The following is a 26,182-nucleotide window of genomic DNA, read 5'->3' as shown; positions in this document are numbered from 1 at the left end:
TGTTTTATCAACCATTTCTTTTAACTTATCTTTGATATATTCTTTTGTAATAAATCCTACTACCGGTATATAATATATTTTTTCTTCACTTAAACATAAACCTATACCGAAAATATCAGTTTCATTTAATATAAATAAGCCTACCTGCTCACTGTTATTTATACATTCGTTAAAAATTTCTTCTGCTTCAACGTAATCATTAACTAATTTAAAATTCTCCTCTATGTCCATTGATGCTGAAACATTAGAAAATCTTGATATCATACTCTTTAATTCAAGTTCTTTTATGATGTCTAAAGCTTCTTCTGTATAAATATCTCCAAAAACACACTCTGACGGTTTAACACCTACAGGTGATTCAATATTAATTGTTGCCAAAACTTTACTCATTTTTGCCAATTGGAAATTATTAATTAAGGCATTTCTGTTTCTTGTGTTTGAAATTTCATCTGCGTGTTCTAATGCATTTTCAATTGAACCAAACTGGGAAATAATGGCAGTAGCTCCCTTTTCTCCAATTCCCGGCACACCCGGTATGTTGTCAGAAGAATCCCCCATTAAAGCCTTTACGTCAATAAATTCAAAAGGTGTTACCTTATATAAAGCCTTTACGTCTTCTGTATTATATCGTTCAATTGTTGTTTGACCTTTTTTAGTTTTAGGAATACAAACAGTTATTTTTTCAGATGCAAGCTGCAATAAATCCCTGTCACCGGAATAAATGCACACATCCATACCTTCTTTTTCCCCTTCTTTACACATAGTTCCTATTACATCATCTGCTTCATAACCTGGAAGTTCAATTACCGTAATATTCATTTTCTTTAGCAAATCCTTGATAATTGGAACCTGCTCCCTTAATTCAGGTAACATAGGTTTTCTTGTTCCTTTATACTCCTTAAACATTTCATGTCTGAACGTTGGCTGATGAACATCAAATGCAACTGCAAAATGAGTTGGCTGCTCGTCATCTATAAATTTAAACATCATATTAAGGAAGCCGAATACTGCATTAGTATGTACTCCTTTTGTATTTCCAAATAAAGGAACTCCATAAAAAGCCCTGTTTAATATGCTGTGTCCGTCAATTAATAATAATTTATTCATGTCTACCTCGTTTTAAATAATATTTGTTAAAATAAAATAATTTTCACTATAACATAGGAAATTATGGAAAGAACAATTGCTAAAATGGCAATAATTGAAATTCGTGCAGCTTTTTTATAGGACTTTTGCCTTTGCAAATATTCATCATAGTATTCAATTAAATCCTGCAATTCTTCCTCTGCCTTCTTCGTCTCCTCACCCTCAAAAGGAGCCGGCACATCTTCCAAACCTCTATGTATAGTATAATACAATTGTAATTCTTCCATACAATCTTTGCATTCTTTTGCATGACTGAGAAAATCTTCTAAATCTTCTGAATATTCAATTCTATCAAAAATAAAATCATTTATTTTCTCCTGAAACACTTCGCAATTCATATTTACCCTCGTTTCATCTTACATTTATTCGCTCATTTTGTACTTTTTTATTTAAAATCCAATTGCTCATTTTGTTTTTATTCAATTCAAAGCTCATTTTTCTTTTTTAAGATAATTAAAAATTTTTCTGAAATCAATTATACATTTTTATTGACATTTATACAACAAAATGATAAGATTTTTATTGCTTGCGGATATGGCGGAATGGCAGACGCATCAGACTCAAAATCTGACGCCCATAAAGCGTGTGGGTTCAAGTCCCACTATCCGCATTGATTAACACCACATAATGTGGTGTTTTTTTATGTAATAAGAAACGTTCCACTAGGGATGTACACTCGCGTGAAAAGAAAAATGTTCCACTAAGAAAGCACCCTGGTGTAATAAAACAATAGTTATATGATAACACGCACTCAGGTTATACATTGATGCAAAAAAGCCAATTTCTACTGTAAATCATAATACAATTAACTATATTCAACAGTTTTAATTGTATTGCTACTTACATAGAAATTGACTTTTTTTAGTTTCTTTTATTTTGACTTTTTATAGTAACTGTTTTTTTATTATTCTTGCTAATTTTTCTCTGCATATTTGAACAATTATTGAAAACAATGTAATATCTTTAAATTAATCCAAACTGTAAGAACCACCATTATACTTTACTCCATACACGGTACCTGATTCGCAGGATACTGCATATGACTGTGAAGACACACTCTTTCCATCCTTGTCCTCAATTTCACAATTAATAATATAATATTCTTCTGAAGAAATTTCAGTTATCTTTTTATATTCCAAATAACCTACATCGCCATTTTCAAATTCGCCATAATTATTTTCAAATTCACCATTTGAAACAAGATAATCTGTAAGGCTGTTAGATGCCTGACTGTATGATATTCTCTTAGGTACATAATTATATGCTCTTGTAACAACTGAGCTTGTTATACCCTGATTATCTATTGCAACAAAATAGTAAATAGAATTCTTTTTTGGAATTTTAATTGGTTCTGTATACAACTGACTTTTCTTTGTTGGAGTTGTACCGTCTGTTGTATAGTATATACTACAACCACTATCAGCAGTTACGGTAATCTTCTCCTGAGTCGAGTATTCACCACTCTTCAAATCTACTGTAGGCTCATTTATTTTCTTAAATTCTAATATATACTTGTAGGTTGCTTCTTTGCTTTTCTTTTTATTTTTGTCAACAGAATATGCTCTTAAAGTATATGTTCCTTCTGTTGCAAAAGAAATTGTACCTGAATATTTTTTTCTTGAAACACTGTCACTTGGATCTGAACCATCTGTTGTATAGTAAATCTTTACATCATCACTGGCACTTAGTTTCACTTCTATTGGTTTATCATAAGTTCCTGCCTTTACGCTGGCTGATGGAACTGTGCCATCAAAATTCTCCAACTCTTTTCTTAAATTTGCAGGTGCAGAATTAACTAATGTTTTGATGTTCGAATCCATGTCATTATTCTGATAAAGAACAATCAGTTTCTTATAATAGTCAATATTCTGATTATCAACGTCAATTAAATATTCAAGATATTTCATTTCTTCTTCATCATATTTCCCAAGAATTTCGTCTACCTGACAAACCTTTTCATAGGCTTTAATTTTCTGTTCTTTTGTAAAAGCATTACTTGAAGCTAAAATATACTGAGACTTGGCATACTCATAATTTTCTTCTTTGTAATATTTTTCACCAATATTATAATATTTGTCAAACTTACCTGTCATAATTGATTTCTTGACAGCTAATGTTCCCACAGATGTAGCTGCCATTAGTACAATTACCAAAACAATTAAACCAAGCACCTTCTTCTTTGACATTTTCTTCTTAGGTGCCTTTTTCTTTGAAATATTCTTTTTTGTTGTGTTCTTTTTAACTTTATTGCTACTTGAGTAATTATGTGAAGCACTTTTGTAATTATGCTCTTTAGAGCTGGATATGTAAGAGTCATCAAATTCCTCTAAATCCTCTTCAACCTCATCATCTAACTTCTGTATTTTATAACTACTCTTCTTATTTTCGTTTTCACTATAACCTTCTCTGCCTGACTCTATTTTAATACCGGCAAAAATATCTTCTTCTGTCTTATCTATTTTATCTATTGATGTTTGTGTAATATCATTATGAAAGCCATTGATTTTTGTACCACATTTTCTGCAAAACATAGCATTATCATCACACTCACATCCACAATTTGGACATATCATATTTTAATTCCTTTCTGTTTTGAAAATATAATATTTACAGCCTAGAATATATCATATAATATTCTATCTTTCAAATATATATTTTATCTATATATTATACTAATTTCATTCATCCCTTTTAGAGAATACACAACCACAAAAATTTTGTCTATACAAATTATGTTCTTTTGACAACTCAATAGATCTCTTATAACCGTTTTTCTTTTTAAAATCAGAAAATAAATAATCTATATTATACTTTTCAGATATTTCTTTTCCAATTTCATTTAATTTCTGTGCGTTTTTAAGGGGACTAATTGACAGAGTTGTTGTAAAAAAGTCGTACCCGTTATCCTTTGCATACTTTCCGGAAAATTCCAATCTTAACCTATAGCATTTAAAGCATCTTTCGCCACCTTCTTTTGCTTTTTCATATCCTTTTACATATTCATAAAATTCTTTAGAATCATAATTAGCAATAATGGGTTTTACACTATGTTGAAATTCCATTTCATTTATAAATCTGATTAACTCTTCTGCTCTATGATTATATTCCTCTGTTGTTGAAATATTAGGATTATAAAACAACACATCTATCTCAAAATATTTAGACAAATATTCTAACACATAACTACTGCAGGGTGCGCAGCAGGCATGAAGAAGTAACCTTGGAGTTTTATTTTCGTTAATATTATTCTCTATTGTCTTTTCAAGTTCTTTTTGATAATTTATTTTGTTCATTTATTATCACACTTTCATATAAAAGATAAGACAGGATCTGTCCTGTCTTATCTTTTGTTCTTTTTCTTATTTAATTCTAAATATTGCTTATAAGCTTTCTTGAGTATCATTCTTTCATTTGGAAATTTCAACAAATGATACGCTTCAATATACTTATAATATCCAGAATCGTAAAAATATTCTTCGCGCTGTGGTTTACTATAAAAGCTATTAGAAGACATTAGGTACCAATGCACCTCTTTTTCAACAATATCTCCAGGAATATTAAATGTATATTCGCTTTTTCCCACATACTCATTAATTTTTGCACTTACGCCGGTTTCTTCTTTCACCTCACGTAAGGCAGTTTCTTCATGAGTTTCTCCTGGTTCAACTGTTCCTTTTGGAAGAACCCATCCTTCATACCTATTCCGAAAATTTTTGTATAAAAGTAATATTTTATTTCTATATATAACCACACCGCCACAACTGACCGCCTTTTCCATAGGTTGTCCTCCTGTTTTGTAGTGTGTTAAATTACTTTTAGTATACAGTAATAGAGATATCATTGCAATATTTCATCTAATTAAAATATTCATCAAATACTTCTTTTGCACAATTTACTGCAGAGTTGCTTCCTTCCGGCATATTTTCTAAAACTACTGCAATTGCAACTTTCTTTTTGCCTTTCTTTGCATAGCCTACAAACCATGAATTAACATTGTCTTTTTTGTCAACTTCTGCAGTACCTGTTTTACCGTAAGCCGTATAATCTGAATAAGCCATCACTTTACCTGTACCGTATTCACAAACAGCTCTCATATATTCCTGTAACTGCTTTGCCTGTGCCTTTTTCATCAAACGCTTATATTCTGTTTGCTCTGTGGATTTAACCACAGTTCCATTACTGTTTTGTACGTGGTCTACAATATAAGGTTTCATTAAAACACCATTATTTGCAATAGCTGACGCAATCATTGCCATATGAGCCGGTGATACCGTTGTTTTACCCTGGCCTATACTTGTCTGTGTAATATCAAACTGTGAAGACTTCTTTGTTAGTGGAAAAACACTTTCGTTATAATCCATATCCAATGGCAATTCCTGATTAAACAATAACTTCTCTGCTGTCTTTCTAAACTTTGACACATTAAGTTCATTACCAATTGTTGAAAATGCGCTGTTACATGAATATGCAAAAGCGTGTGTTAAATCTTCACTATAATGGGCTGTTCCGTCAAAACATTTAATTGAAAAATTATTAAAGTTTGCCTTACCATTACAATTATAAGAAAAATCAGAATAATTCTTATTTTCTTTCATGTATTCTAATGTAGTAATAATTTTAAAAATCGAACCCGGTATATATTTACCCTGTGTGGCTCTGTTTACTAATCGTGAGTCACTTGAATCAGATGTGATCTTATCCCATATATCATCTATACTTTCAGGATCATAAGATGGTCTTGAAACCATTGCTCTAATTTCTCCTGTATTAGGATCTATTACAAAAACTGCTCCTTTATACCCTGAAAGACTATTATATGCAGCTTTTTGTGTGCTAACACTTAAAGTTGTATATACATCACATCCCCGCTCTTCTGTGTCAGAGAAATCATCAATAATCTTCTGCACTGCTGAAGTCTGAGATGACAATAAATCATAATTGCACATTTTTTCCAAACCATACTTTCCATGTGTGGTTATTCCTATTGCATGAGAAAAAATCTTACCGTATGGATATTTTCTTTCATCGTCAGACAAATCTGTCTCTGTCCCTTTCGTATCAGTATAAGCAAGTCTTTTTTTACTTTTACTGTAAATAGTGCCTCGCACTACTTTAGATGCACTTCCATCAATTCGTCTGTTATATGTATTATTAATAATCTTTGGACTTTGATTAACAACAAAATTAGCATAAAAACCTATCATAAATACAAAAATAAGGGAAATTACTACAGTTGTAACCATTGCCTGTCTATTAAGTTTTTTTCTTTCTATTTTAGCGTATTTTGATTTCCTGCGTTCTATCGAGGCCTTGGATTTCCTGCGTTCTTCTTTCCTTGACATGTCTTGCTCCTTTTTCTGTTACTCTTCTTCTTGTGGACTTTTGCGCCGTTCCCACAATTGCCAACCCTTGAATAATTGCAAATACAATCAGCGTACTTAGAATCGAACTTCCACCATAACTTAATAATGGGAATGTAACACCTGTTGATGGAATCATGTTAATTGCCCCGCCAACTGTAACGATAATCTGTACTGCATACTGCATTCCTAAACCAATACATACCAACTTGTTAAATAAACTTATTTGCTGCATAGCTGTATTTAAAAAGGCAACAAAACATGTTAAACATAACAAAAGTAAAAGTATTGCAAATATTGCACCAAGCTCTTCACCAATAGCTGAGAAAATAAAATCCTGATCTACAACCGGTACATCTTTTGGTCTGCCCTGATATAATCCTGTACCAGTTAAGCCACCATTACCCAGCGCAAACAAAGACTGTGTTACCTGAAATCCTGTATCTCCGGGATCAGCCCAAGGATTAAGCCAAACGCTCACTCTTACTCTAACATGAGCAAAAACCTTGTATGCGAAAACTGAGGCAATGGAAAGTCCTGCAAAGCAGATGAAAATATAGCCTACTTTTCTTGTGCCAACATAAATCATAAAAACATAAATCATAAAGAATATTAATGCACTACCTAAATCTCTTGAGGCTACTAGCAATAACACATGGATACCAGCCATTATGGCTGATAAAACTACGTTTTTAAAACTTGTTGATTTACTTAACAAGCCTGCAATAAAGAAAACAAAAATTATTTTCACAAATTCTGATGGTTGGAAAGTAAAGAATTTTCCAATTGGTATTGCAAGCTTAGCTCCATTATCTGTTTTACCTACAGCTAAAACCAATGCCAGTAAGGCTATCCCTACAAAACAATAAATCCATGTAAATGATTTCCATAATTCATATTTGCTCATTAAATAAGGCACAATTAGTGACAGCATCGTTACCACAGCTACGATTACAAACTGTCTTATGCTATTGGCAAACTTCAATCTTGCTAACATAATAAAACCGATTGTCAATAACATGCACATATTACTTAAAATTGCCTTATTAATATTAGGATAAATGATTGGAAAAATTCCAAGCACAACTATCAAATAACAAAGTTGTGCACCTCCTAATATTATTACTCCTATTTCCGTAGTATCCTGTTGGTTCATGTAAATTGTCGCAATTCCCAAAAAATACGTTAGAAATATTATTCCATTTTGTCTTTGAAAAATACCTGACGCCTTGTATGGATTCTTACATCTAAGTGCACTAAAGCATTCCCATACGTAAAAAAACATAAGTAAAATAAAAAGGTATTTTGTCACAATAATTAAAAATGTACTCATTTTTCAATCTCCATATTACTCTACAGAACTCCTCTTTTAAAATGTCCCCTAGTTGAATCTGTTTTATCAATGATATTCTTATTATATAAAAATGAATCAATATAATCTTTAGCTATATTTTTCACTTCATCCTGAGATTCAATTGTAAAATTCAATCTGATTGTCTGAGGACTTAATTTGTTAATATTATCCCTATATCCTAACAAAGATAAAGGTTTGCAATTATACATTAAATTATAACAGTAATCGCATACACACTTTATATTAAATATATTATTTAATCTGTCTTTAATTCCATATATATCATTGCTCTTTCTACAATTGTCTACTGTTTTTAAGCAACAGTTGGCAGAAATCATTGTAGGTATATAACCATAAGCAACAAAATTCTCACCCCCACAACCGCGCTCTCTTAATTCTGCATAATTAAGTTCTAACGGGCTTGTAGTTGTTATGTGATCATCACAATAATATTTTTTCGAAATACTGTTATACGCATAAACATTATAATCAAAAACATAAAGAGTTTCCATCTTTTTTTCTTTCAAATAGAAATATTCCTCTATATTTCTTATTAAAAATCCGTCAAAATTTTTTAATGCTTCACCAAATTTAGCATTAAACTTTTTAACGTCCTGTTTTCTAAAAACATACGGCATTGCCAAATATACTTCTTTTTTTACGCGCCTGCATTGCTCAATTATATCACTTATGTCATTAGAAAACAAAAACTCTTCCAAATATACTTTTGAAATTTCTTTAAATGATAAAACGGCATTTAATTGTTTCTTGTTAGAAACCATTGCTACAAAATTATATTTCCCATCATTATTATTATAATTATTAATTTCTGACGAATCTTTACGTTCAAATAATATATTCTTTCCTTCCGTTTCCTCTATGGTTCTATTATATTTAACTATAATTTCATTGTATGTTTTTTCAATGAAATCACGTCTTAAATTATTCAATGCTCCAACAGGTACGAATAAATTTTCATCTATATTTATTGATAAACTCCTGAATTTAAAATCTGTGTTTCCGAGTTTACTTAATTGTTTAATAACTGTTTCTTTAGTTATCGGCTTATTTTCAGCAATAAACGGTACCTGTCCTTGTGCTACAACCTTCTTATGATTAATTGTTGTACTAATTTCTATAGGATAGTTTTCCTTTATTACTACAGTCGCATCTAATAGATATTTTTTTCTTTCTTTTAAATATTTTTCTCTAATATAACTAATATATTCTGTATTTTCTAATCTAAAGGATGGCTTCTTTAAAGAAATCATGTTTCTTCCATTATGTTGTTTAAAATAACTTTCATTAAAACCATTCCTGTTAAATAAATCCCATAATTTCTGTAAATCTGATTGTTCTACTTTATATTGTATTTGGGAATTTTCCTGAGTCTTCAAATATAAATCTACATATTTTCTGTAAATACTTACCACTCCCGCAACATACTCAGGTTTCTTCATTCTGCCTTCTACTTTCAGTGAATACACACCACTTTCTATTACTTCCGGCAGAATTTTTAATGTACAAATATCTTTTGGACTAAGTACATATTTTTCATTCTTTTTATTTAATACTTTTCCGTTTAATGTAACATCATACTCCATTCTGCAAGGCTGGGCACATTGGCCTCTGTTTCCGCTACGACCACCTATAAAACTACTTAGGAAACACTGGCCTGAATAACAATAACATAAAGCTCCATGAACAAAACTTTCGATTTCGAGATTTGTCTTTTGATGTATATCTGATATTTCATTTAAAGAAAGTTCTCTTGGTGTGACAATTCGTGACACGCCAAGTTTTTTCAGATATTCAACTGTCAAATTACCGAAAATTGTCATCTGGGTACTTGCATGAATATGCATCCCTGGAAAATTTTCTTTTATAAACAATAATACTCCCATGTCCTGTACAATAACGGCATCCAACCCATTAGTATACAGTGGAAGTAAATAATTATATAGTTTTTCTTTTATTTCATTATCTTTTACTAAAGTATTAACTGTTAAATAAATCTTTCTATTAAATAAATGTGCATACTGTATTGCACTTATTAATTCATCCTCCGATAAATTATTTGCATTAGCTCTTGCTCCAAATAATTCTCCACCGGTATATACTGCGTCAGCTCCGGCATTTATGGCTGCTATAACGCTTTCATAATTTCCACCCGGTGCAAGTAACTCAACTAACATAAATTTCTCCTATAACTGTTTTATTAGTAAGAAACGACCAGGCCGAAGCCTGATCGTTTAATTTACTTTTCAAGTTCTGTCTGAAGTTTAACAATCTCTTTTTCGAGATTCTTAATTTTTTCAAGAGCTTCATCTAATTCTTTAGTTGCTGTCTCAGCTTTCGAATCTGAAACTATCAACTCATGTTTTAAATCGTATACTTCTTTTTCCTTTAGTTCTAAATCACCCTCAAGCATGTCTGCCTGTTTTTTTGCTTTAAAATAATCATTTGCTATGTTAATTTCAAGAAGTATTCTCTGCATATCCATATTCTGCATACGATAGCTTTCATTCTGTTTAAAGTCCTGTATCATATTATTGATATATGTAGCAACCTTCTGTAGATACGCTTCACTCTCAAATCCACCTATATTGTAAATCTTCCCATCAATAATAACATCCACGTAGTTCTTTGATGACATAATTATCTCCTTGTACTAAAATCATTGATTATAATATCACAAAATCTTTTAAATTAAAAGAAGTATGTAATTTATCACTTTAATTATTTAACCTTAATGCTCTTTGCCTTTGACCATACTGTGTATCCAGCACTTGTTTTAACTCTTGTTCTAACATAAATCTTCTTCTTTGATTTAATCTTCTTACCTGTTAATTTAACAGTGTTCTTCTTTGAAGTAACTTTTGTCTTTGAACTAAAGTTCTTCTTTGTTGAATACTGGAATTCGTATGACTTAGCACCTTTTACTTTCTTAGCTGTAGCCTTAATGTAAGCTTTCTTAGCTTTCTTTGTCTTAAGTTTTGGAGCCTTTGATGTTGCAACTGGATTTCCTGCGACTACCTTAAAGTCTTTAATTTCAACCTGACCGCTCATGTCGTTTTCATCTGGGAATTCTTTTAAGAAAGCACCCATAGCTAACATAACGCCCATTGTCTTCTGCTTATACTTAATTGTATCGCCAGGCACTGTAACCTTAGTTGTGACTGTAACATAATCATCATTTCTGCTATCTAATTTAATCATGTTCTTGAAATCTTTTGTGTTTGAAAGAACATTTGCTCCCTTATATGTAGCCTTAACAGCATAAAGATTTACTGCTGGATCTCCGTCCTTTGTGTTATTTCTGTAAGCTTTTAAATGAACATGCTTAATGTAGTTCATCTTACCTGTTCCTACATTGTATCCTGTTCCATCTTTACGTTTCTTTGTCTGTTTAATTTCATTCTTTAATGTTGACTTAATCTTAAATGAAATTGTGTAAGTACGTCCTCTATCAATGTTAAGGATTTTCTTTAATGTAACACCCCAAGGGTTGCTCTGTGCTACAGTTCCCATTGGTGTCCACTGAGCACTATAACCTGTACTTGTAATGTTAAGTAATGCATCTCCGTTTGTTGAAGCTGCAGCAAGCTTAGCATTTTCGCCATAGCTCTTGAAAGCGTTCTTCTGGTTGTTGTAAACCTGACCATCTTTCTTTAATTCATCTTCCCATTTTCCACCATCTTCTCTAGTGTGAATTGAAAATGCCTGCCACTTAACTCCGTTAGAGATATCTGTACCTGTTTTAACTGCGGCTGGTACTGTACCGACCATTCCTACTACCATTGTTAAAGATAATGCAACGGCAGAGATCTTTTTGAAAAAATTCTTTCTCATTTTATACACCCTCCTAAAAAATTTCATCTCTTTTATATTACCATTTTTAAACGTTTTTTTCAACACCTATATGTGTATAAGCAAAGTCTGTTACCACTCTGCCTCTCGGTGTCCTTTGAATAAATCCGTTTTGAATTAAATATGGTTCATAAACATCTTCTAAAGTGCCTGCATCCTCGCCTAAAGCAGCCGCTAAAGTATCAAGTCCCACAGGTCCGCCTGCGAACTTGTAAATTATGGTTTCCAGTATGCTTCTATCACCTTTATCAAGACCTAACTTGTCAACTTCTAAAAGGTTCAAAGCATCATTTGCCACTTCATATGTAATCTTACCGTCGTATTTAACCTGAGCAAAATCCCTTACCCTTTTTAACAAGCGGTTTGCAAGACGTGGTGTTCCTCTTGAACGTCTAGCCATTTCAACAGCTCCCTGTTCATCAATTTCAACATTAAGTAAGCCAGCAGACCTTATAATAATCTGCTTTAATTCATCTATTGTATAAAACTCCAGCTTATTAATAACACCAAATCTGTCTCTAAGAGGGGCTGTTAATAGTCCTGCTCTTGTTGTTGCCCCAACCAAAGTAAACTTAGGCAAATCAAGTCTAATAGATCTGGCCCCCTGACCTTTACCAATCATAATGTCAATTGAATAGTCTTCCATGGCCGGATACAAAACCTCTTCTACCTGTCTGTTTAATCTGTGAATTTCATCTATAAACAAAATATCATTTTCCGATAAATTATTAAGTATGGCAGCCATCTCTCCCGGCTTTTCAATTGCCGGTCCTGAAGTAATCTTAATATTAACGCCCATTTCATTTGCAATTATAGTTGACAAGGTTGTTTTTCCTAGTCCCGGTGGTCCATAAAACAATACATGATCTAACGGTTCATTTCGCGATTTTGCTGCTTCTATAAAAATTTTCAAATTATTTTTTGCTTTCTCCTGACCAACATATTGATCAAGAGAAGATGGTCTAAGACCTTTTTCTATTACAACATCCTCGGATGCTGCTTCTGTTTGAATAATTCTTTTCGCCATTTATCTTTCCTTCATATTATAAAAGTTATATTATATTCTTCAATGCCTTTTTCAATACTTCCTCAACATCCATGCTTTCAGTAATTTCTATCTTCTTAACTGCGCTGAAAGCATCGCCCTTAGAATAACCAAGCGCTACTAATGCGTCAACTGCGTCTGACTGGACACTGTTTGAAATATCATCATTTCCTGATGTATGAATCATATCTTCCAAATCTATCTTATCTTTTAATTCTATAATAATTCGCTGAGCAGTTTTGGCACCTATTCCCTGTGCTTTTGAAATTGCCTTGGCATCACCTGAAATTATTGCCATTTGAAGTTGTTCTCCAGGCAATGCAGAAACAATGGCAAGGCCGCCCTTTGGACCAACACCACTTACACTTATTAATTTTTTAAATAATTCTAATTCTTCTTTAGAAAAAAAGCCAAACAACTGCATTGCGTCTTCACGTACATTAAAGTATGTGTAAATCTTGACTTCTTCTCCTATACCTAATGTTTCAAGTGCCGTTACCGGCATTAGAATATTATATCCTATCTGATTATTTTCAATAACAACTCTGTCCAATTCAACCGAATCAACAACACCTTTTATGTATGAAATCATTATCTGTCTCCCTTTTTCACTTCGTTCATTAATAGAACAAATGTTTACCTTGAAGATATAATAACACATTTTTTTATCTATTACAATTCAAATTATAATTTAAAACAGGATTCTCTTTCAACCAGTGTACAAGGCATTTTTACCTTAACCGCAGTTGAAATACTCAAATTTGAGGCTCCATATAAGAAATTAACACCATATTGTCCCATATCATAAGCCGGTGCATGTAACGTTGTAAGTGAAGGTGTTGTGTAGTTACAAATACTGGCATCATCAAATCCAACAATAGATATATCCTCTGGCATCTTTAGTCCTTTTTCATTAATTGCCTTCATTGCGCCAAAAGCAATGTAGTCACTTGCACAAACAACAGCTGTGGGTATTTCATCTGAATCTATCAAATTCTTCATCATTTCATAACCTGATTCGATACTGTAGTTACCCTGTCTTAAGAAAGTATCACAGTCCATTTCATTTTCCCTGCAAAATGACACATAAGCATTTAATCTCTCATCTTCTACAATCTCATTTTCATCTAACACTTCTACTCCTGCAAGGAAGCCTATTTTTTTATGACCTAAAGATAAAAGATAATCCATTCCCTTGTAAATTGCATCTTTGAAGTCCATGGAAAAAGTTGTCACATTGTAGTCAGGCATTTCCATATCCAAAAATACTGTGTTTGACGTGATTTTAGTAATAGACTTTATATCTTTTTTACTAAATTTTCCAATGCAGATTATTCCATCTACGTCATTTAAATTTTCAATATAGTTCTCGTCACTTTTAAATACTCTTATAATTTGTATTGAGTTTTTAAGACAAAAATCTTCAATTCCATTTCTCACAGAAAGATAATATGAATCCTGCATCTCCTGTTCTGCTGAAAACCACTGTACAATCCCCAAAGTAAAATTACTTTTCTTACTTCTACCTGTTTTTTTATAATTTAGTTTTTTTGCAGCCTCCATTACCCGCATTTTTGTTTCTAAAGATGTACTAAGACTGCTGTCATTATTTAAAATTCTTGAAACTGTTGCCATGCTCACATTTGCCATTTTGGCAATATCTTTAATCGTAGCCATTTTTTACCTCCAAAATTATGTATCTAATATGTATTTCATTATCTAACTTGCATTATGAAATTTTCATTATTCTATTTACTCAAACCGTTAATTAGTAACTATCCTAAGTTGCCTAATAAATAGCTTTTTTTCAATACTTATATATTACAAAACCTATTTACTTTTTTCAATAATTTTTTTACTAAATTTTACTAAAAGTTTACCACAAAAAAATAACGATTTTATACGTACATTTATACTAATTTCCTTTTATTATATTTATTACTTTTTCACAAAGATTTTTTATTTTAGTAAACTTTGTTGATTTTTTAGTAAAATAATTTTATATTTACCTTAACAGAAGAAATTTAAAAGTTTTCAACTAATTATTTGTTACGGTTTCACTACATATTTTGGAGGTATTTTATGAAAATAGACGAATTAAAGAAACAAATATTAAATAACAAATTCAACTCTACTTTAGCAGATATATACTATGACGATTCTGAAATGATTGATTATCAGAAAAATCGTTATATTAATGCATTAAGTAAATACGAAAAATTTTTCGACGATGAAGATGTTGAAATTTACAGTGCTCCCGGCAGAACTGAAGTTGGTGGCAATCATACAGACCATCAGCATGGTATGGTTCTTGCAGCTTCAATTAATTTAGATGCAATAGCCATTGTTGGAAAAACTACCGAAAACACTATAGAACTTATATCTGAAGGTTATGACCCAATTTCAGTTTCTGTAGAAGACTTGAATGTAAACGAAAAAGATTTTGGCACTACTTCTTCTTTAATTAAAGGAGTTCTTGCAGGAATGAAAAAAGAAGGCTATAAAATAGGACCTTTTAAAGCTTATATTACAAGCGATGTAATAAACGGTGCCGGTCTTTCATCTTCAGCAGCTTTTGAAGCAATTATCGGAACCATTATTTCAGGTATGTATAACAATATGGAAGTATCTTCCACTGAAATTGCTCAAATCGGACAATATGCAGAAAATGTTTTCTTTGGAAAACCTTGCGGCTTAATGGACCAAATGGCTTGTTCCGTAGGGGGTTTTGTACATATTAATTTTAAAAATCCTGACTCACCAATAGTCGAAAAAGTCGACTTTGATGTTGAAAAAGAAGGCTATAGTCTTTGCATCACAGACACCAAAGCCTCACATGCAGATTTAACAGATGATTATGCTGCCATTCCTGCTGAAATGAAAGAGGTTGCCCAGTATTTTAACAAAGAATTTTTAAATGAAATACCTGCAGATGATTTTTATGATAAAATTCCTGAACTCTACTCTGCTGTTAGCAATCGTGGGTTATTAAGAGCAATTCACTTCTTCGGTGAAAATGCCAGAGTTCAGAAAGAAGTTGATGCATTAAAAAATAATGACTTCACAAACTTTCTTAATTTAGTTAAAGAATCAGGTAATTCATCTTATAAATATTTACAGAATATTTATTCAGGAAAAGATTATAAAAATCAGCCTGTTTCAGTTGCATTGGCGGTTAGCGAACTTGTATTAAAAGACAACGGTGTTTGTCGCGTACATGGTGGTGGTTTTGCCGGAACAATACAGGCATTTGTAAAAAATGAATATGTTTCAACTTACAAGGAGCAAATGGAAAAATTATTAGGTGAAAACACATGTCATGTTTTAAAGATTAGAAAATATGGAGGAATTAAAGTATTATGATTAATGTAGTTATAGATGAAAATATAAAAAGACTTGTACAATATGGAATTGATAATAATTTAATTCCTGAATGTGAAAGAATTTATTCTACAAATATGTTGTTGGAAGTTTTTGGTAAAGAAGATTTCAGCGATCCTGATGTAGAATATAATTTAACTTTAGATGAAATATTAGGAAACTTGCTTGATGCAGCAGTAAAACTAAATATAATAGAAGATTCCGTTACTTACAGAGACTTGTTCGACACAAAAATTATGAACTGTATCACTCCAAGACCAGGGCAGGTTATTTCAACTTTTTTTGAAAAGTATGAAAAATCACCAGAAGAAGCAACTAACTTCTACTACAATTTTTCAACAAAAACAAATTATATAAGGAAATCAAGAATTGAAAAGAATAAAAATTGGAAATACCAATGCGAATATGGAAATTTAGATATTACAATCAATTTATCTAAACCTGAAAAAGATCCGAAAGCTATTGCCGCAGCTAAAAACGTAAAAGCATCTTCATATCCTAAATGTGCATTGTGTATTGAAAATGAGGGTTATGCCGGCAGAGTTAATCATCCTGCAAGACAGAATCACAGAGTTATTCCTTTAACTCTTAATAATTCTAAGTGGTGCTTTCAATATTCCCCTTACGTTTATTACAATGAGCACTGCATAGTTTTTAACGGTGAACATACACCAATGAAAATTGAAAAAAGCACTTTTGTAAAATTATTTGATTTTGTAAAAATGTTCCCTCATTATTTTTTAGGTTCAAATGCAGACCTACCAATTGTAGGCGGTTCTATTTTAACACACGACCATTTTCAAGGGGGCAACTATACTTTTGCCATGGCAAACGCACCTATAATTAAAGAATTTTCTGTTGGCGATTTCCATGATGTAAAATGTGGAATTTTAAAATGGCCTATTTCAGTAATAAGACTTGAGTCTGAAAATTTGGATTCTTTAATTAATCTTGGCAATCATATTTTGGAAGTTTGGAGAAACTACAGTGATGAAGAATATTTCATTTTCTCTGAAACTGATGGTACTCCTCATAATACTGTAACTCTTATAGCAAGAATTAAAGATGGAAAATATCAGGTTGACATTGCTCTTAGAAACAACATTACAACTAAAGAACATCCATTAGGTGTATTCCACCCTCACGAAAACCTGCACCATATAAAGAAGGAAAACATCGGTTTAATTGAACTTATGGGACTTGCTGTTTTGCCGGCAAGACTTAACAAAGAAATGGACATTCTATCTGATTATATTTTAAATAACAAAGATATCCGTTCAAATGAAGAAATCAGAAAACATGCTGACTGGGCATACAATTTTATTCCTAAGTATGAATCAATTACTAAGGATAACATTAATGAAATTCTTCAACAGGAAATCGGAAAAACTTTCGTTAAAGTATTAGAAGATGCCGGAGTATACAAATGTACCCCTGATGGAATGAAGGGCTTTATGAAATTCATTCAGCAACTATAAAACAATAAGCTGTTAATATCTTATCTGATATTTTTTTATCAAAATATCCACAGTTAACAGATAATAATTAAAAATAACAGGAGATTTCATTTATGATTATTGAAGATTTTGGCACATTAAGTAACGGTAAGGAATGTAAATTATATACTTTACAAACCCCTGCTCTCGATTTATCAGTTACAGATTATGGCACTACTCTTGTAAACCTGATTGTTAAGGATGGTGACAAAAAAACTGACATCGTTCTTGGTTTTTCAAATGCAAAAGATTATGAAACTAAAAACGATCCATGTTTCGGTTGCAATGTAGGCAGAAACGCCAACAGAATAAAAAACGGTAAATTTACTTTAAACAATGTTGCATACAGTCTTGACCAAAACGATGGTAAAAACAATTTACATAGTGGTAACAATCCTTATTTTAAACGAATATGGAATGTTGAAACTTATGATGATAACCACATTACATTTTCACTGAACAGTCCTAATATGGATCAGGGATTCCCCGGTGAGATAAAAGTATTTGTAACTTACAAAATTATAAACAATAATTCATTTGAAATAATTTTTGAAGGTATACCAAAGGAAGATACAATAATTAATATTACTAATCACTCCTACTTTAATCTTAACGGTGAAGGTTCAGGTTCGGTATTAGACCATAGCGTACAGATTTTTGCAGACTACTATACTCCTGCCAACAGGGAATCGATTCCTTTAGGAACTGTTGAATCGGTAAAAAACACGCCTATGGACTTTACCAGCCCTAAAAAAATTAGGTTAGAAATAGAGAATGATTTTCAGCAATTAATTTACGGTAAAGGTTATGACCATAACTTTGTAACCGTAGAACCTAATAAGGCAGTTAAATACGAAGATTTACCTTATAATGGAAAACTTCACAAAATTGTTGAAGCTACCGGTGATAAGTCAGGAATTAAACTTTCCGTAGAAACAGATTATCCGGGTGTCCAAATGTATACAGCCAATTATGTAGAGAATATTTCAGGAAAAAACGGGCATGTATACAACCAGCGGGCCGCTGTTTGTTTTGAACCACAATTTTTCCCTGATGCAATTAATAATCCAAATTTCATCAGTTCAGTATGCCCCAAACATAAAACATTCAAAAAACATATTTTGTACACACTAAATACATAATTTCGGACTACTATATGATTATAGAACAGTTAAATAATTAAAACTCCCCTTTAAAATATATTATTTAACTAAATGGGATTGTGGATTTCCCTCTCACACAATCCCTAATCATATAGATATTTAACTTTTAATATAGACGGCGCATGTGTTGTATTTTATTTCTCCTTTTTGTTAGCACATGCGTTAATTTTTGTCTTACATTTTCTTTTTTATTGAAATTCTAAAAAATCTAAGAAGAAATTTTTTCAAATCAAAAGGATATAATGGATATATATAACTTGTCCTTGCAATGGTTCTGTTAGAAACTATTGTTAAAACCGTAATCACCAATCCTATAATTAAACCTGTTAAATTAAATAGCTGTGTCAAAACAAGCATTATTAATCTCAAAAATTTAATAGAGTATGCAAGCTCATAATTTTCATGAGTGAAATTAGCAATGGCTACTACCGCCATGTAAAGCATTGTCTGTTCATTAAACCACCCTGTATTAACTGCAAACTCCCCAATAATTATTGCTGCAATTAATGACAGCGGGGTATTCAATGTACTTGGCGTATTTATGGCAGCCAGCTTTAAACCGTCTACCGCCAGCTCTAAAATTAGCAATTGCAGGAAAATAGGGACATATTGTGGCTCAGTTATTTTTGTAAAAAACAGCCAGTCTGGCACAAACTCAGGATTGTTTGCGTAAAGCAAAAATAACGGCGTTAATATTAGGGATACCAACGTCACAATTGTTCTTGCCAGTCTTAAATAAGTTCCTGTAATTGGTGGAAAATAATAATCATCTGCTTCTTCTATTACGTCAAATATAGTTGTGGGAAGTAACATTGCAGCAGGTGAATTATCAACCAATATACAAATTTGTCCCTCTAATATTTCCGCAGCAACTGTGTCCGGTCTTTCCGTATATCTAAACTTGGGAAAAGGATTAAACCAATGTCCTTTATGCAAACATTCTGACAAACTTTCCTGATTCATGGGAAGGGCATCTGTTTTAATTTCACGAAGTTGTTTCTTTATATAATTTAAAAGTTTTTTGTCAGCTTTATCTGACATATAACACACTGCTATATCGGTTCTTGAACTTCTACCAACCTGTACAACCTCGCACATATATTTAGGATCACGTATTCGCCTTCTGATTAAAGCAGTATTCCTTATTATATTTTCCACGAAACCATCTCTAGAGCCTCGCAAAACCTTGTATTTTTCAGGTTCTTCTATACTTCTGTCAGGATATTTTCTAATATCAATAAGCATTGCCTTGGGGAAACCTTCAACTAAGAGACATACAACACCTGACAAAATAAAAGTAACAACATTATATTGATCCTTATATAAATCTATTTGTACATAAGGAATTTTATCTCTGACAAATCTTTCAGGCGTATCCGGTATTTCATCGGCTTTAAGCTTACAAAAAAATTCCTCTATTTTCTGAATCATGTCACTGTCACAAAAGCCGTTAATATAATACATTACAGCTTTTCTATTACCTACTGTAAGTTCTCTTTTTAGTAAATCAAAACTTTGTTCCACATAAAGCAGTTTATCTATTTTTTCCACATTCATTTGTAAATTATCTGATATAAAATTTACATCGTTATATTCAATGCTATTATTACCATTTGTATTTCCTTTTGGATAAATATTCACTCCATTATTACCATCATTCTTAGAACTATCACTATCTATTGTATCCAAGAAAGGATTTTTTCTTTTATTATTTTTTTCCATAAAAATACCTCACACTAAGTTATAGTATAAGGTGATTTTTATTAATTATTCATTTAAATATTTTCAATAACTTTCTTAGGACATTTTTCTGCACAAATACCGCAGTTTTTACATTTGTCCTGATTAATAACTGCTAAGTTAAATTCAAAATCAATAGCTTCGTTTGGACAGTTCTTTGCACAAAGTCCGCATCCAATACAGCCTGCTGTACAAGCCTGCATTACATCTCTACCTTTATCTTTTGAACTACATTTAACAACATATTTTGAATCATATGGAATAATTGAGATTAAATGTTTTGGACACGCCTGAACGCATTTACCACATGCTTTACACTTATCTCTGTCAACCACAGCCTTACCGTTTACAACATGTATTGCATCAAACTCACACACTTTCACACATGAACCTAAACCTAAACATCCATAACCACATGCCTTTGCACCGCCACCAGGTATGTTTGCAGCATCTTCACATGACATATTTCCATAATAATTATATTTATCTTTTGCCTTATCACAGTCACCGGAACAGGCAACGTAAGCAACTTTTTTTACTACGTTTGCTTCCACACCAATGATTTTGGCGATTTTCTTTGCAACTTCTGCTCCACCAACAGGACAGGCTCCCGGATCACATTCGCCTTTTGCAATTGCAGCAGCTAAACCGTCACAGCCCGGAAATCCACAACCACCACAGTTATTTCCAGGAAGCTCTTCTCTTATTGCAGCTTCTGTTTCATTAACTTCAACTGCAAAGAATTTTCCTGCAATTCCTAAAACTATACCAATTATAAGTCCTACACCACCAACAATAAGAACAGCCAAAAGTATTCCTTTTATAGTGGCACTTAATGCTAAAATTCCCATGTTCTACCTCCTTAAATAATGCCGGTAAAACCGGTAAATGCTATTGCCATTAATCCAGCTGCCAATAAAACCATAGGTGTTCCCTGAAATGCTTTTGGTATATTATTATTTTCTGATTTTTCTCTAATGCCGGCTAAAATAACAATGGCAATTAGAAAACCAACAGAAATACCAAAAGAATTTGCCATACTTTCAGCAAAATTATATCCGCTGTCAATATTAGAAATTGCAACACCAAGTACAGCACAGTTTGTTGTTATAAGTGGCAAGTATACACCTAATGCCTGATATAAAGGTTTAATAAATTTCTTTAATATCATTTCAACTAACTGAACTAAAGCTGCAATAACCAAAATAAATACTATAGTCTGTAAGTATTCTAATTTAAAAGGCACTAAAAGTGCATAATATAATCCGTAAGTAACTGCTGACGCAATCATAATAACGAAAATAACGGCAGCTCCCATGCCTGCAGCAGTATCTGTTTTCTTTGATACTCCAATAAAAGGACACAAGCCTAAAAACTGGCTTAATACAACATTATTTACTAATGCTGCAGCAACAGCTATTAACATACAATTAACCATTTATTTGTCCTCCTTTTCTTCTTTATCACAGGAATCAAAATTAATACAGCCCTGACAACTTGCACAGCCTTCTTCACAATGCAATTTTCTTGGCTTTTTACCATGACTAATTCTAATCTGATTCTGAATGGCAATTAAAAATGCCAATACAAAGAAGGCACCTGGAGCCATAACGAAAATTCCAATTCCATCCCAGTTAGGAATGTTAATTCCAAGAATTGTTCCTGCACCTAAGATTTCTCTGAAGCCACCTAAAATTGAAAGGGCAATTGTAAATCCAAGTCCCATACCCACACCATCAAAAATCGATGGTATAACAGGATTCTTTGATGCATAACTTTCTGCTCTACCTAAAATAATACAGTTTACAACAATAAGAGGTATATAAATACCCAACGCACTATTTAAGGATGGTAAATAAGCCTCTAATAAGAACTGTAAAATTGTAACGAAACTTGCAACGATAACAATGTACGCAGGCACTCTCACACTGTTTGGAATAATATTTCTTAAAAGTGAAATTACACAGTTAGATAATATTAAAACAGCCATTGTACTAAGTCCCATACCTGCACCGTTAATTAATGAAGAAGTAACCGCAAGCGTCGGACACATTCCAAGTACCAACACAAATGTTGGATTTTCTTTGATAATACCGTTATATAATCTCTCATCTATCTTTCCCATTACTTGCCACCTCCTGTAATATATTTCACACAGTAGATAGCAGCATTAACACCATGAGTTACTGCATTACTTGTAATTGTAGCACTACTTATAGCATTAATTTCATTATCTGCTGAAGCTCCACTTTTTGAGTAAACAAAATAATCTGCTTTTTTATTTTTAAACTGATTCTTAAAACTATCTTCATTTGCCTTCATACCAAGTCCAGGTGTTTCAGATAAAGATAAAAATGAAATACCAAGAACCGTACCGTCATTTTTTATACCAACTGTCATCTGAAGACTTCCATCGTAGGCCTCATTATCAGTTACAGTTACAATATAGCCTAATGCTTCTCCACTATTATCTTTCGCCTCTACCACTTCATTAATATCACAGTTAAACTCTTTGATAGTAGTGATGTTATTGTCTGTTTCGTTTTTCTTAACCTGTTCTTTAATGTATTTAGCACAGGCGCTGTCAACTTTCACATTTTCAAAGCTTTCCATACCAGGCATTACTGACTCGTAAGCAGTCATTTTAGTTTTTTCTTCCTGGTCATTTCTAGCCTTTGATGTAACATTATAAACAAAGCCAAGTCCTAAGCCTGCCACTAAAGTAATGGCAAATAATATTAATGTGTTCTTAACAATATTCTTCATATTATCTGCCTCCCTTCTGCTTAACAATACCGAAAGCTCTTGGAATTGTGCATTTCTCAATTAAAGGCACTAAAAGGTTACAGAAGATAATTGCATAACTTACACCTTCTGCTGTGTTTCCAAAAGTTCTGAATATAGCTGTTAAAATACCTAAGCAGGCTCCAAAAATATAACGACCTGTTTTTGTAATTGGTGAAGTTGTGTAATCTGTTGCCATAAAGAAAGCTCCGAAAATTAAACCACCACCACAAAGATGCATTGCAAGGAAATCAATATCTGTCTTACCATTAAATAACATAATACAAATTGCAAATACAACTATATATGTAAGTGGAATTCTTAAATCTATTACCTTCTTAACTACTAAGTATAAAGCGCCAATTAAAAGTGCAATTATACTTGTTTCACCTATTGTACCTGCATGGTTACCAATAAACATATCAAGTAAAGATGAAGAACTTTCGCCTACATTCTTTAATGCTGTCAGCGGTGTTGCACTTGATGTAGCATCTATTCCACTAACATCTGTAGGGTAGAAAGCTGTCATGTTACCTGCAAAACTTAACATTAAAAAGCATCTTGCTCCAAGTGCAGGGTTCATAAAGTTCTGTCCAAGTCCGCCAAATAACTGCTTTACAATTATAATTGCAAACACACCACCTAATGCAGCTTTCCAATATGGAAATGTGCAAGGTAAATTAAGTGCTAAAATCATACCTGTTACAACTGCGCTTAAATCGAAAATTGAAACAGGATTATTTGTAATTTTGTTATATATGTATTCAGAAGCAACACATGTAATAACTGTTAAAATTATTAATAATGCTGAGTGAATACCGTATTTTATGCCAAAAAGGTTGGCTGAGTTATATATTCCAAAAATTGTAGCCGGTAGTAACGCAATTATTACATCTCCCATAATTGACATAGTTGTAACTTTTGCTTTTACATGAGGGCTTGATGATACATTATACATTTCTTTCACTCTTACCCTTTCCTACGTGCAGCCTGAACTTTTCTTTTCATAGTTCTAACTGATTGTGTAATATTTCTGTTAGCAGGACAAATAAAATTACATGTACCACATTCAATACATTCCATACCATGCATTTTAATAAATCCTTCCATGTCATCAGCTACAGCAGCCTGTGCTAATTTGGCACAAACTAACCCTTCAGGACAAACCTGAACGCACTTGCCACAATTTAAACAATTAGTCATTGTGCCATGTGCAACCTGATCATGTTTAAACACAAGTAAGGCTGATGAACCTTTTATAACAGGCACATCCAAATTGAACATAGCCTGCCCCATCATAGGACCACCGGATAGAATTTTTTCTGTATTTTCATCAATTCCACCAGCTTCGTCAACTATTAACTGATGCATTGTTCCAAAAGGAACTTCCAAATTACAGGGATTTTTGACTCCGTCACCTGAGACAGTAACAATTCTCTCTGTTAAAGGTTTGTGTAATTTAACAGCTCTGTAAACATTGTATACAGTATCAACATTGTCAACTATGCAGCCTGCATCAGCAGGTAGCATTGATGAATTAATTTTTCTTTTTGTTACTGCATGAATAATATGTCTTTCAGAACCCTGTGGATATTTTGTTTTAAGTGTTGCCACCTGAATTCTGTCTTCATTGGCTGTAAGCTTTGTTAAATTCTCTATTACATCCATCTTATTATTTTCAATTGCAATAACACCTTTTGCATTGTCAAATAATTGAAGAATAATCTTTAATCCTTCTATAACTTCCTTAGGATTCTCAACTAATCTTCTGTAATCAGATGTAATATATGGCTCACATTCCGCTCCATTAACAATAATATAATCAATGGCATTTTCATCTTTCGGTGCAAGCTTAACATGTGTTGGAAAACATGCTCCACCTAAACCAACAACACCACACTCTTTTACAGATTCTCTTATATATTCCTTAGTGAAAGGCTCACTTGGAACTTCATACTCCATTTCTTCATATTGTTCATCATTTTCAATGATAATAGATAAAACTTTTGAACCATTTGGTACAAGTCTTGGTTCTATCTTCTTAACAGTTCCTGAAACTGATGAATGAATATTGGCTGAAACAAATCCATTTGCCTTGGCAATTAGCTGTCCCTTAAGCACTCTGTCACCGATTTCAATAACAGGTACTGCCGGTGCTCCTATATGCTGAGATACAGGAATTACAACTTCTTTTCCCGGATTTACTTTTCTAACAGCCACATCTTTTGAAAGTTCTTTTCCATCGTATGGATGAACTCCTCCTTTAAATGTTAGAATAGACATTTTTTTACCTCTCTCTATTTTTTATAGCCTTCTCTTATAATAATACTTTTGATGATTTTCTTCAATAAATACATTAAATTTATCATATTTTTATGTTAAAATCGCTCTTATCCTGAAATATTTTCTTTAGACATTTTCTATAGACTACTTTTAATTTTTGTCTGCACTTTTTCTTTTTTTAATCCTATGATAAAATACACTTATGATAGTTATAAGAAATAAAGCAGATGTAAAAATTGAATACCCTATAGAAACACTTTCGTCTAAGGACAAAGTTATTTTTTTTGACATTGAAACAACAGGTTTTTCCAGAAAATACTGTAACATATATTTAATCGGCTGTATGTATTATGCAGGTGAGCAGTTAATGTATACACAGTGGTTAGCAGAAAATTTCAATGATGAAGCTAACGTTTTAATGGCATTTAACAAGTTCATAAAAGATTTCGACACGATAATTCATTTTAACGGTAATTCTTTTGATATTCCTTTTGTAAAAGAACGTGGCGAAAAATATATGCTGGATTTTAATTTTGAGAAATATAAGCAGATAGATATTT

At 32.3% G+C, this 26,182-nt stretch carries 24 protein-coding genes and 1 tRNA gene; 5 read left to right on the top strand and 20 right to left on the bottom strand.

The window, feature by feature from the left end:
* Both ACZM4J_RS11040 and ACZM4J_RS11035 read right to left on the bottom strand, forming a co-directional pair.
* Positions 1 to 1,107: 5'-3' exonuclease H3TH domain-containing protein (locus ACZM4J_RS11040; RefSeq protein ID WP_489486154.1), on the bottom strand; the 1,107-nt coding region annotated here is incomplete at its 3' end.
* A 26-nt stretch (positions 1,108 to 1,133) separates the two neighbouring features.
* Positions 1,134 to 1,484, bottom strand: coding sequence for a hypothetical protein (locus ACZM4J_RS11035; protein ID WP_022166138.1), 351 nt, complete (start codon positions 1,482 to 1,484; stop codon positions 1,134 to 1,136).
* 190 nt (positions 1,485 to 1,674) lie between these two features.
* Here ACZM4J_RS11035 and ACZM4J_RS11030 point away from each other — a divergent pair.
* A tRNA-Leu gene (locus ACZM4J_RS11030) sits at positions 1,675 to 1,756 on the top strand.
* A 358-nt stretch (positions 1,757 to 2,114) separates the two neighbouring features.
* On the opposite strand, the gene ACZM4J_RS11025 is transcribed toward ACZM4J_RS11030, so the two are convergent.
* The 11 genes from ACZM4J_RS11025 to ACZM4J_RS10975 all read right to left on the bottom strand — a co-directional run bounded on the left by ACZM4J_RS11025 (position 2,115) and on the right by ACZM4J_RS10975 (position 14,452).
* The gene (locus ACZM4J_RS11025) at positions 2,115 to 3,719 is read right to left on the bottom strand and encodes a chitobiase/beta-hexosaminidase C-terminal domain-containing protein (RefSeq protein WP_489486151.1); all 1,605 of its coding nucleotides are present in this window, start codon (positions 3,717 to 3,719) and stop codon (positions 2,115 to 2,117) included.
* 105 nt (positions 3,720 to 3,824) lie between these two features.
* Complete coding sequence (locus ACZM4J_RS11020; RefSeq protein ID WP_428244648.1) at positions 3,825 to 4,439, bottom strand: epoxyqueuosine reductase QueH; 615 nt, start codon at positions 4,437 to 4,439, stop codon at positions 3,825 to 3,827.
* A 47-nt stretch (positions 4,440 to 4,486) separates the two neighbouring features.
* Positions 4,487 to 4,924: an NUDIX hydrolase gene (locus ACZM4J_RS11015; protein ID WP_022166139.1), complete on the bottom strand. Its 438-nt coding sequence runs from the start codon at positions 4,922 to 4,924 to the stop codon at positions 4,487 to 4,489.
* Positions 4,925 to 5,000: 76 nt separating this feature from the next.
* Entirely contained in the window at positions 5,001 to 6,488 is a 1,488-nt protein-coding gene (locus ACZM4J_RS11010; protein WP_428244647.1) for a peptidoglycan D,D-transpeptidase FtsI family protein, read from the bottom strand.
* A complete protein-coding gene (locus tag ACZM4J_RS11005; RefSeq protein ID WP_299054932.1) occupies positions 6,421 to 7,839 on the bottom strand; it encodes an FtsW/RodA/SpoVE family cell cycle protein in 1,419 nt (472 codons plus the stop codon). The genes ACZM4J_RS11010 and ACZM4J_RS11005 overlap by 68 nt, the downstream gene beginning before the upstream one ends.
* A gap of 20 nt (positions 7,840 to 7,859) precedes the next feature.
* Positions 7,860 to 10,055, bottom strand: a complete 2,196-nt coding sequence (locus tag ACZM4J_RS11000; RefSeq protein WP_489486150.1) for a peptidase U32 family protein — start codon at positions 10,053 to 10,055, stop codon at positions 7,860 to 7,862.
* A gap of 62 nt (positions 10,056 to 10,117) precedes the next feature.
* Positions 10,118 to 10,516: a cell division protein ZapA gene (locus ACZM4J_RS10995; RefSeq protein ID WP_022165270.1), complete on the bottom strand. Its 399-nt coding sequence runs from the start codon at positions 10,514 to 10,516 to the stop codon at positions 10,118 to 10,120.
* An 83-nt stretch (positions 10,517 to 10,599) separates the two neighbouring features.
* Complete coding sequence (locus ACZM4J_RS10990; protein WP_302689812.1) at positions 10,600 to 11,712, bottom strand: hypothetical protein; 1,113 nt, start codon at positions 11,710 to 11,712, stop codon at positions 10,600 to 10,602.
* Positions 11,713 to 11,758: 46 nt separating this feature from the next.
* Entirely contained in the window at positions 11,759 to 12,757 is a 999-nt protein-coding gene (gene ruvB / locus ACZM4J_RS10985; protein ID WP_022165269.1) for a Holliday junction branch migration DNA helicase RuvB, read from the bottom strand.
* 25 nt (positions 12,758 to 12,782) lie between these two features.
* Positions 12,783 to 13,367 (bottom strand): Holliday junction branch migration protein RuvA, encoded by a 585-nt coding sequence (gene ruvA / locus ACZM4J_RS10980; RefSeq protein ID WP_022165268.1) that lies wholly within the window; start codon positions 13,365 to 13,367, stop codon positions 12,783 to 12,785.
* 92 nt (positions 13,368 to 13,459) lie between these two features.
* Positions 13,460 to 14,452, bottom strand: coding sequence for a LacI family DNA-binding transcriptional regulator (locus ACZM4J_RS10975; RefSeq protein WP_022165267.1), 993 nt, complete (start codon positions 14,450 to 14,452; stop codon positions 13,460 to 13,462).
* Between the two features lie 405 nt (positions 14,453 to 14,857).
* On the opposite strand from ACZM4J_RS10975, the gene ACZM4J_RS10970 reads away from it, so the two are divergent.
* The 3 genes from ACZM4J_RS10970 (at position 14,858) to ACZM4J_RS10960 (ending at position 18,794) form a co-directional block, all read left to right on the top strand.
* Positions 14,858 to 16,138 (top strand): galactokinase, encoded by a 1,281-nt coding sequence (locus ACZM4J_RS10970; protein ID WP_428244645.1) that lies wholly within the window; start codon positions 14,858 to 14,860, stop codon positions 16,136 to 16,138.
* Positions 16,135 to 17,634, top strand: a complete 1,500-nt coding sequence (galT, locus tag ACZM4J_RS10965) for a UDP-glucose--hexose-1-phosphate uridylyltransferase (protein ID WP_022165793.1) — start codon at positions 16,135 to 16,137, stop codon at positions 17,632 to 17,634. Before ACZM4J_RS10970 ends, galT begins: the two co-directional genes overlap by 4 nt.
* A 92-nt stretch (positions 17,635 to 17,726) precedes the next feature.
* Positions 17,727 to 18,794, top strand: a complete 1,068-nt coding sequence (locus ACZM4J_RS10960; protein WP_022165792.1) for an aldose epimerase family protein — start codon at positions 17,727 to 17,729, stop codon at positions 18,792 to 18,794.
* Between the two features lie 195 nt (positions 18,795 to 18,989).
* Here the strand turns inward: ACZM4J_RS10960 and ACZM4J_RS10955 are convergent, their stop codons facing one another.
* The 7 genes from ACZM4J_RS10955 to rsxC are packed head-to-tail and all read right to left on the bottom strand — an operon-like array spanning position 18,990 to position 25,622.
* Complete coding sequence (locus ACZM4J_RS10955) at positions 18,990 to 20,537, bottom strand: spore germination protein (protein ID WP_368074885.1); 1,548 nt, start codon at positions 20,535 to 20,537, stop codon at positions 18,990 to 18,992.
* Between the two features lie 53 nt (positions 20,538 to 20,590).
* The gene (locus ACZM4J_RS10950; RefSeq protein WP_428244644.1) at positions 20,591 to 21,406 is read right to left on the bottom strand and encodes an RnfABCDGE type electron transport complex subunit B; all 816 of its coding nucleotides are present in this window, start codon (positions 21,404 to 21,406) and stop codon (positions 20,591 to 20,593) included.
* 11 nt (positions 21,407 to 21,417) lie between these two features.
* Positions 21,418 to 21,993: an electron transport complex protein RnfA gene (locus ACZM4J_RS10945; RefSeq protein ID WP_022165789.1), complete on the bottom strand. Its 576-nt coding sequence runs from the start codon at positions 21,991 to 21,993 to the stop codon at positions 21,418 to 21,420.
* Positions 21,994 to 22,680: an electron transport complex subunit RsxE gene (gene rsxE, locus ACZM4J_RS10940; protein WP_428244643.1), complete on the bottom strand. Its 687-nt coding sequence runs from the start codon at positions 22,678 to 22,680 to the stop codon at positions 21,994 to 21,996. It lies immediately after the preceding gene.
* Positions 22,680 to 23,321 carry an RnfABCDGE type electron transport complex subunit G gene (locus ACZM4J_RS10935; RefSeq protein ID WP_022165787.1) on the bottom strand — a complete coding sequence of 214 codons (642 nt, stop codon included), beginning with the start codon at positions 23,319 to 23,321 and terminating at the stop codon, positions 22,680 to 22,682. The genes rsxE and ACZM4J_RS10935 overlap by 1 nt, the downstream gene beginning before the upstream one ends.
* Before the next feature lies 1 nt (position 23,322).
* Positions 23,323 to 24,306, bottom strand: a complete 984-nt coding sequence (locus ACZM4J_RS10930) for an RnfABCDGE type electron transport complex subunit D (RefSeq protein ID WP_301955828.1) — start codon at positions 24,304 to 24,306, stop codon at positions 23,323 to 23,325.
* Positions 24,307 to 24,308: 2 nt separating this feature from the next.
* Positions 24,309 to 25,622: an electron transport complex subunit RsxC gene (rsxC, locus tag ACZM4J_RS10925; RefSeq protein WP_302690272.1), complete on the bottom strand. Its 1,314-nt coding sequence runs from the start codon at positions 25,620 to 25,622 to the stop codon at positions 24,309 to 24,311.
* A gap of 202 nt (positions 25,623 to 25,824) precedes the next feature.
* On the opposite strand from rsxC, the gene ACZM4J_RS10920 reads away from it, so the two are divergent.
* Positions 25,825 to 26,182, top strand: a 358-nt coding sequence (locus ACZM4J_RS10920) for a ribonuclease H-like domain-containing protein (RefSeq protein ID WP_489486143.1), incomplete at its 3' end; no start/stop codon positions are given.

The sequence above is a fragment of the Eubacterium sp. genome, assembly GCF_057858645.1.
The sequence above is the reverse complement of the archived record's forward strand: the minus strand, read 5'-3'. Positions and strand labels throughout refer to the sequence as shown.

Coding starts and splice junctions, on each gene's coding strand:
- ACZM4J_RS11035 (WP_022166138.1), bottom strand. CDS start 1,484: ATGAATTGCGAAGTGTTTCAGGAGAAAATAAATGATTTTATTTTTGAT.
- ACZM4J_RS11025 (WP_489486151.1), bottom strand. CDS start 3,719: ATGATATGTCCAAATTGTGGATGTGAGTGTGATGATAATGCTATGTTT.
- ACZM4J_RS11020 (WP_428244648.1), bottom strand. CDS start 4,439: ATGAACAAAATAAATTATCAAAAAGAACTTGAAAAGACAATAGAGAAT.
- ACZM4J_RS11015 (WP_022166139.1), bottom strand. CDS start 4,924: ATGGAAAAGGCGGTCAGTTGTGGCGGTGTGGTTATATATAGAAATAAA.
- ACZM4J_RS11010 (WP_428244647.1), bottom strand. CDS start 6,488: ATGTCAAGGAAAGAAGAACGCAGGAAATCCAAGGCCTCGATAGAACGC.
- ACZM4J_RS11005 (WP_299054932.1), bottom strand. CDS start 7,839: ATGAGTACATTTTTAATTATTGTGACAAAATACCTTTTTATTTTACTT.
- ACZM4J_RS11000 (WP_489486150.1), bottom strand. CDS start 10,055: ATGTTAGTTGAGTTACTTGCACCGGGTGGAAATTATGAAAGCGTTATA.
- ACZM4J_RS10995 (WP_022165270.1), bottom strand. CDS start 10,516: ATGTCATCAAAGAACTACGTGGATGTTATTATTGATGGGAAGATTTAC.
- ACZM4J_RS10990 (WP_302689812.1), bottom strand. CDS start 11,712: ATGAGAAAGAATTTTTTCAAAAAGATCTCTGCCGTTGCATTATCTTTA.
- ruvB (WP_022165269.1), bottom strand. CDS start 12,757: ATGGCGAAAAGAATTATTCAAACAGAAGCAGCATCCGAGGATGTTGTA.
- ruvA (WP_022165268.1), bottom strand. CDS start 13,367: ATGATTTCATACATAAAAGGTGTTGTTGATTCGGTTGAATTGGACAGA.
- ACZM4J_RS10975 (WP_022165267.1), bottom strand. CDS start 14,452: ATGGCTACGATTAAAGATATTGCCAAAATGGCAAATGTGAGCATGGCA.
- ACZM4J_RS10970 (WP_428244645.1), top strand. CDS start 14,858: ATGAAAATAGACGAATTAAAGAAACAAATATTAAATAACAAATTCAAC.
- galT (WP_022165793.1), top strand. CDS start 16,135: ATGATTAATGTAGTTATAGATGAAAATATAAAAAGACTTGTACAATAT.
- ACZM4J_RS10960 (WP_022165792.1), top strand. CDS start 17,727: ATGATTATTGAAGATTTTGGCACATTAAGTAACGGTAAGGAATGTAAA.
- ACZM4J_RS10955 (WP_368074885.1), bottom strand. CDS start 20,537: ATGGAAAAAAATAATAAAAGAAAAAATCCTTTCTTGGATACAATAGAT.
- ACZM4J_RS10950 (WP_428244644.1), bottom strand. CDS start 21,406: ATGGGAATTTTAGCATTAAGTGCCACTATAAAAGGAATACTTTTGGCT.
- ACZM4J_RS10945 (WP_022165789.1), bottom strand. CDS start 21,993: ATGGTTAATTGTATGTTAATAGCTGTTGCTGCAGCATTAGTAAATAAT.
- rsxE (WP_428244643.1), bottom strand. CDS start 22,680: ATGGGAAAGATAGATGAGAGATTATATAACGGTATTATCAAAGAAAAT.
- ACZM4J_RS10935 (WP_022165787.1), bottom strand. CDS start 23,321: ATGAAGAATATTGTTAAGAACACATTAATATTATTTGCCATTACTTTA.
- rsxC (WP_302690272.1), bottom strand. CDS start 25,622: ATGTCTATTCTAACATTTAAAGGAGGAGTTCATCCATACGATGGAAAA.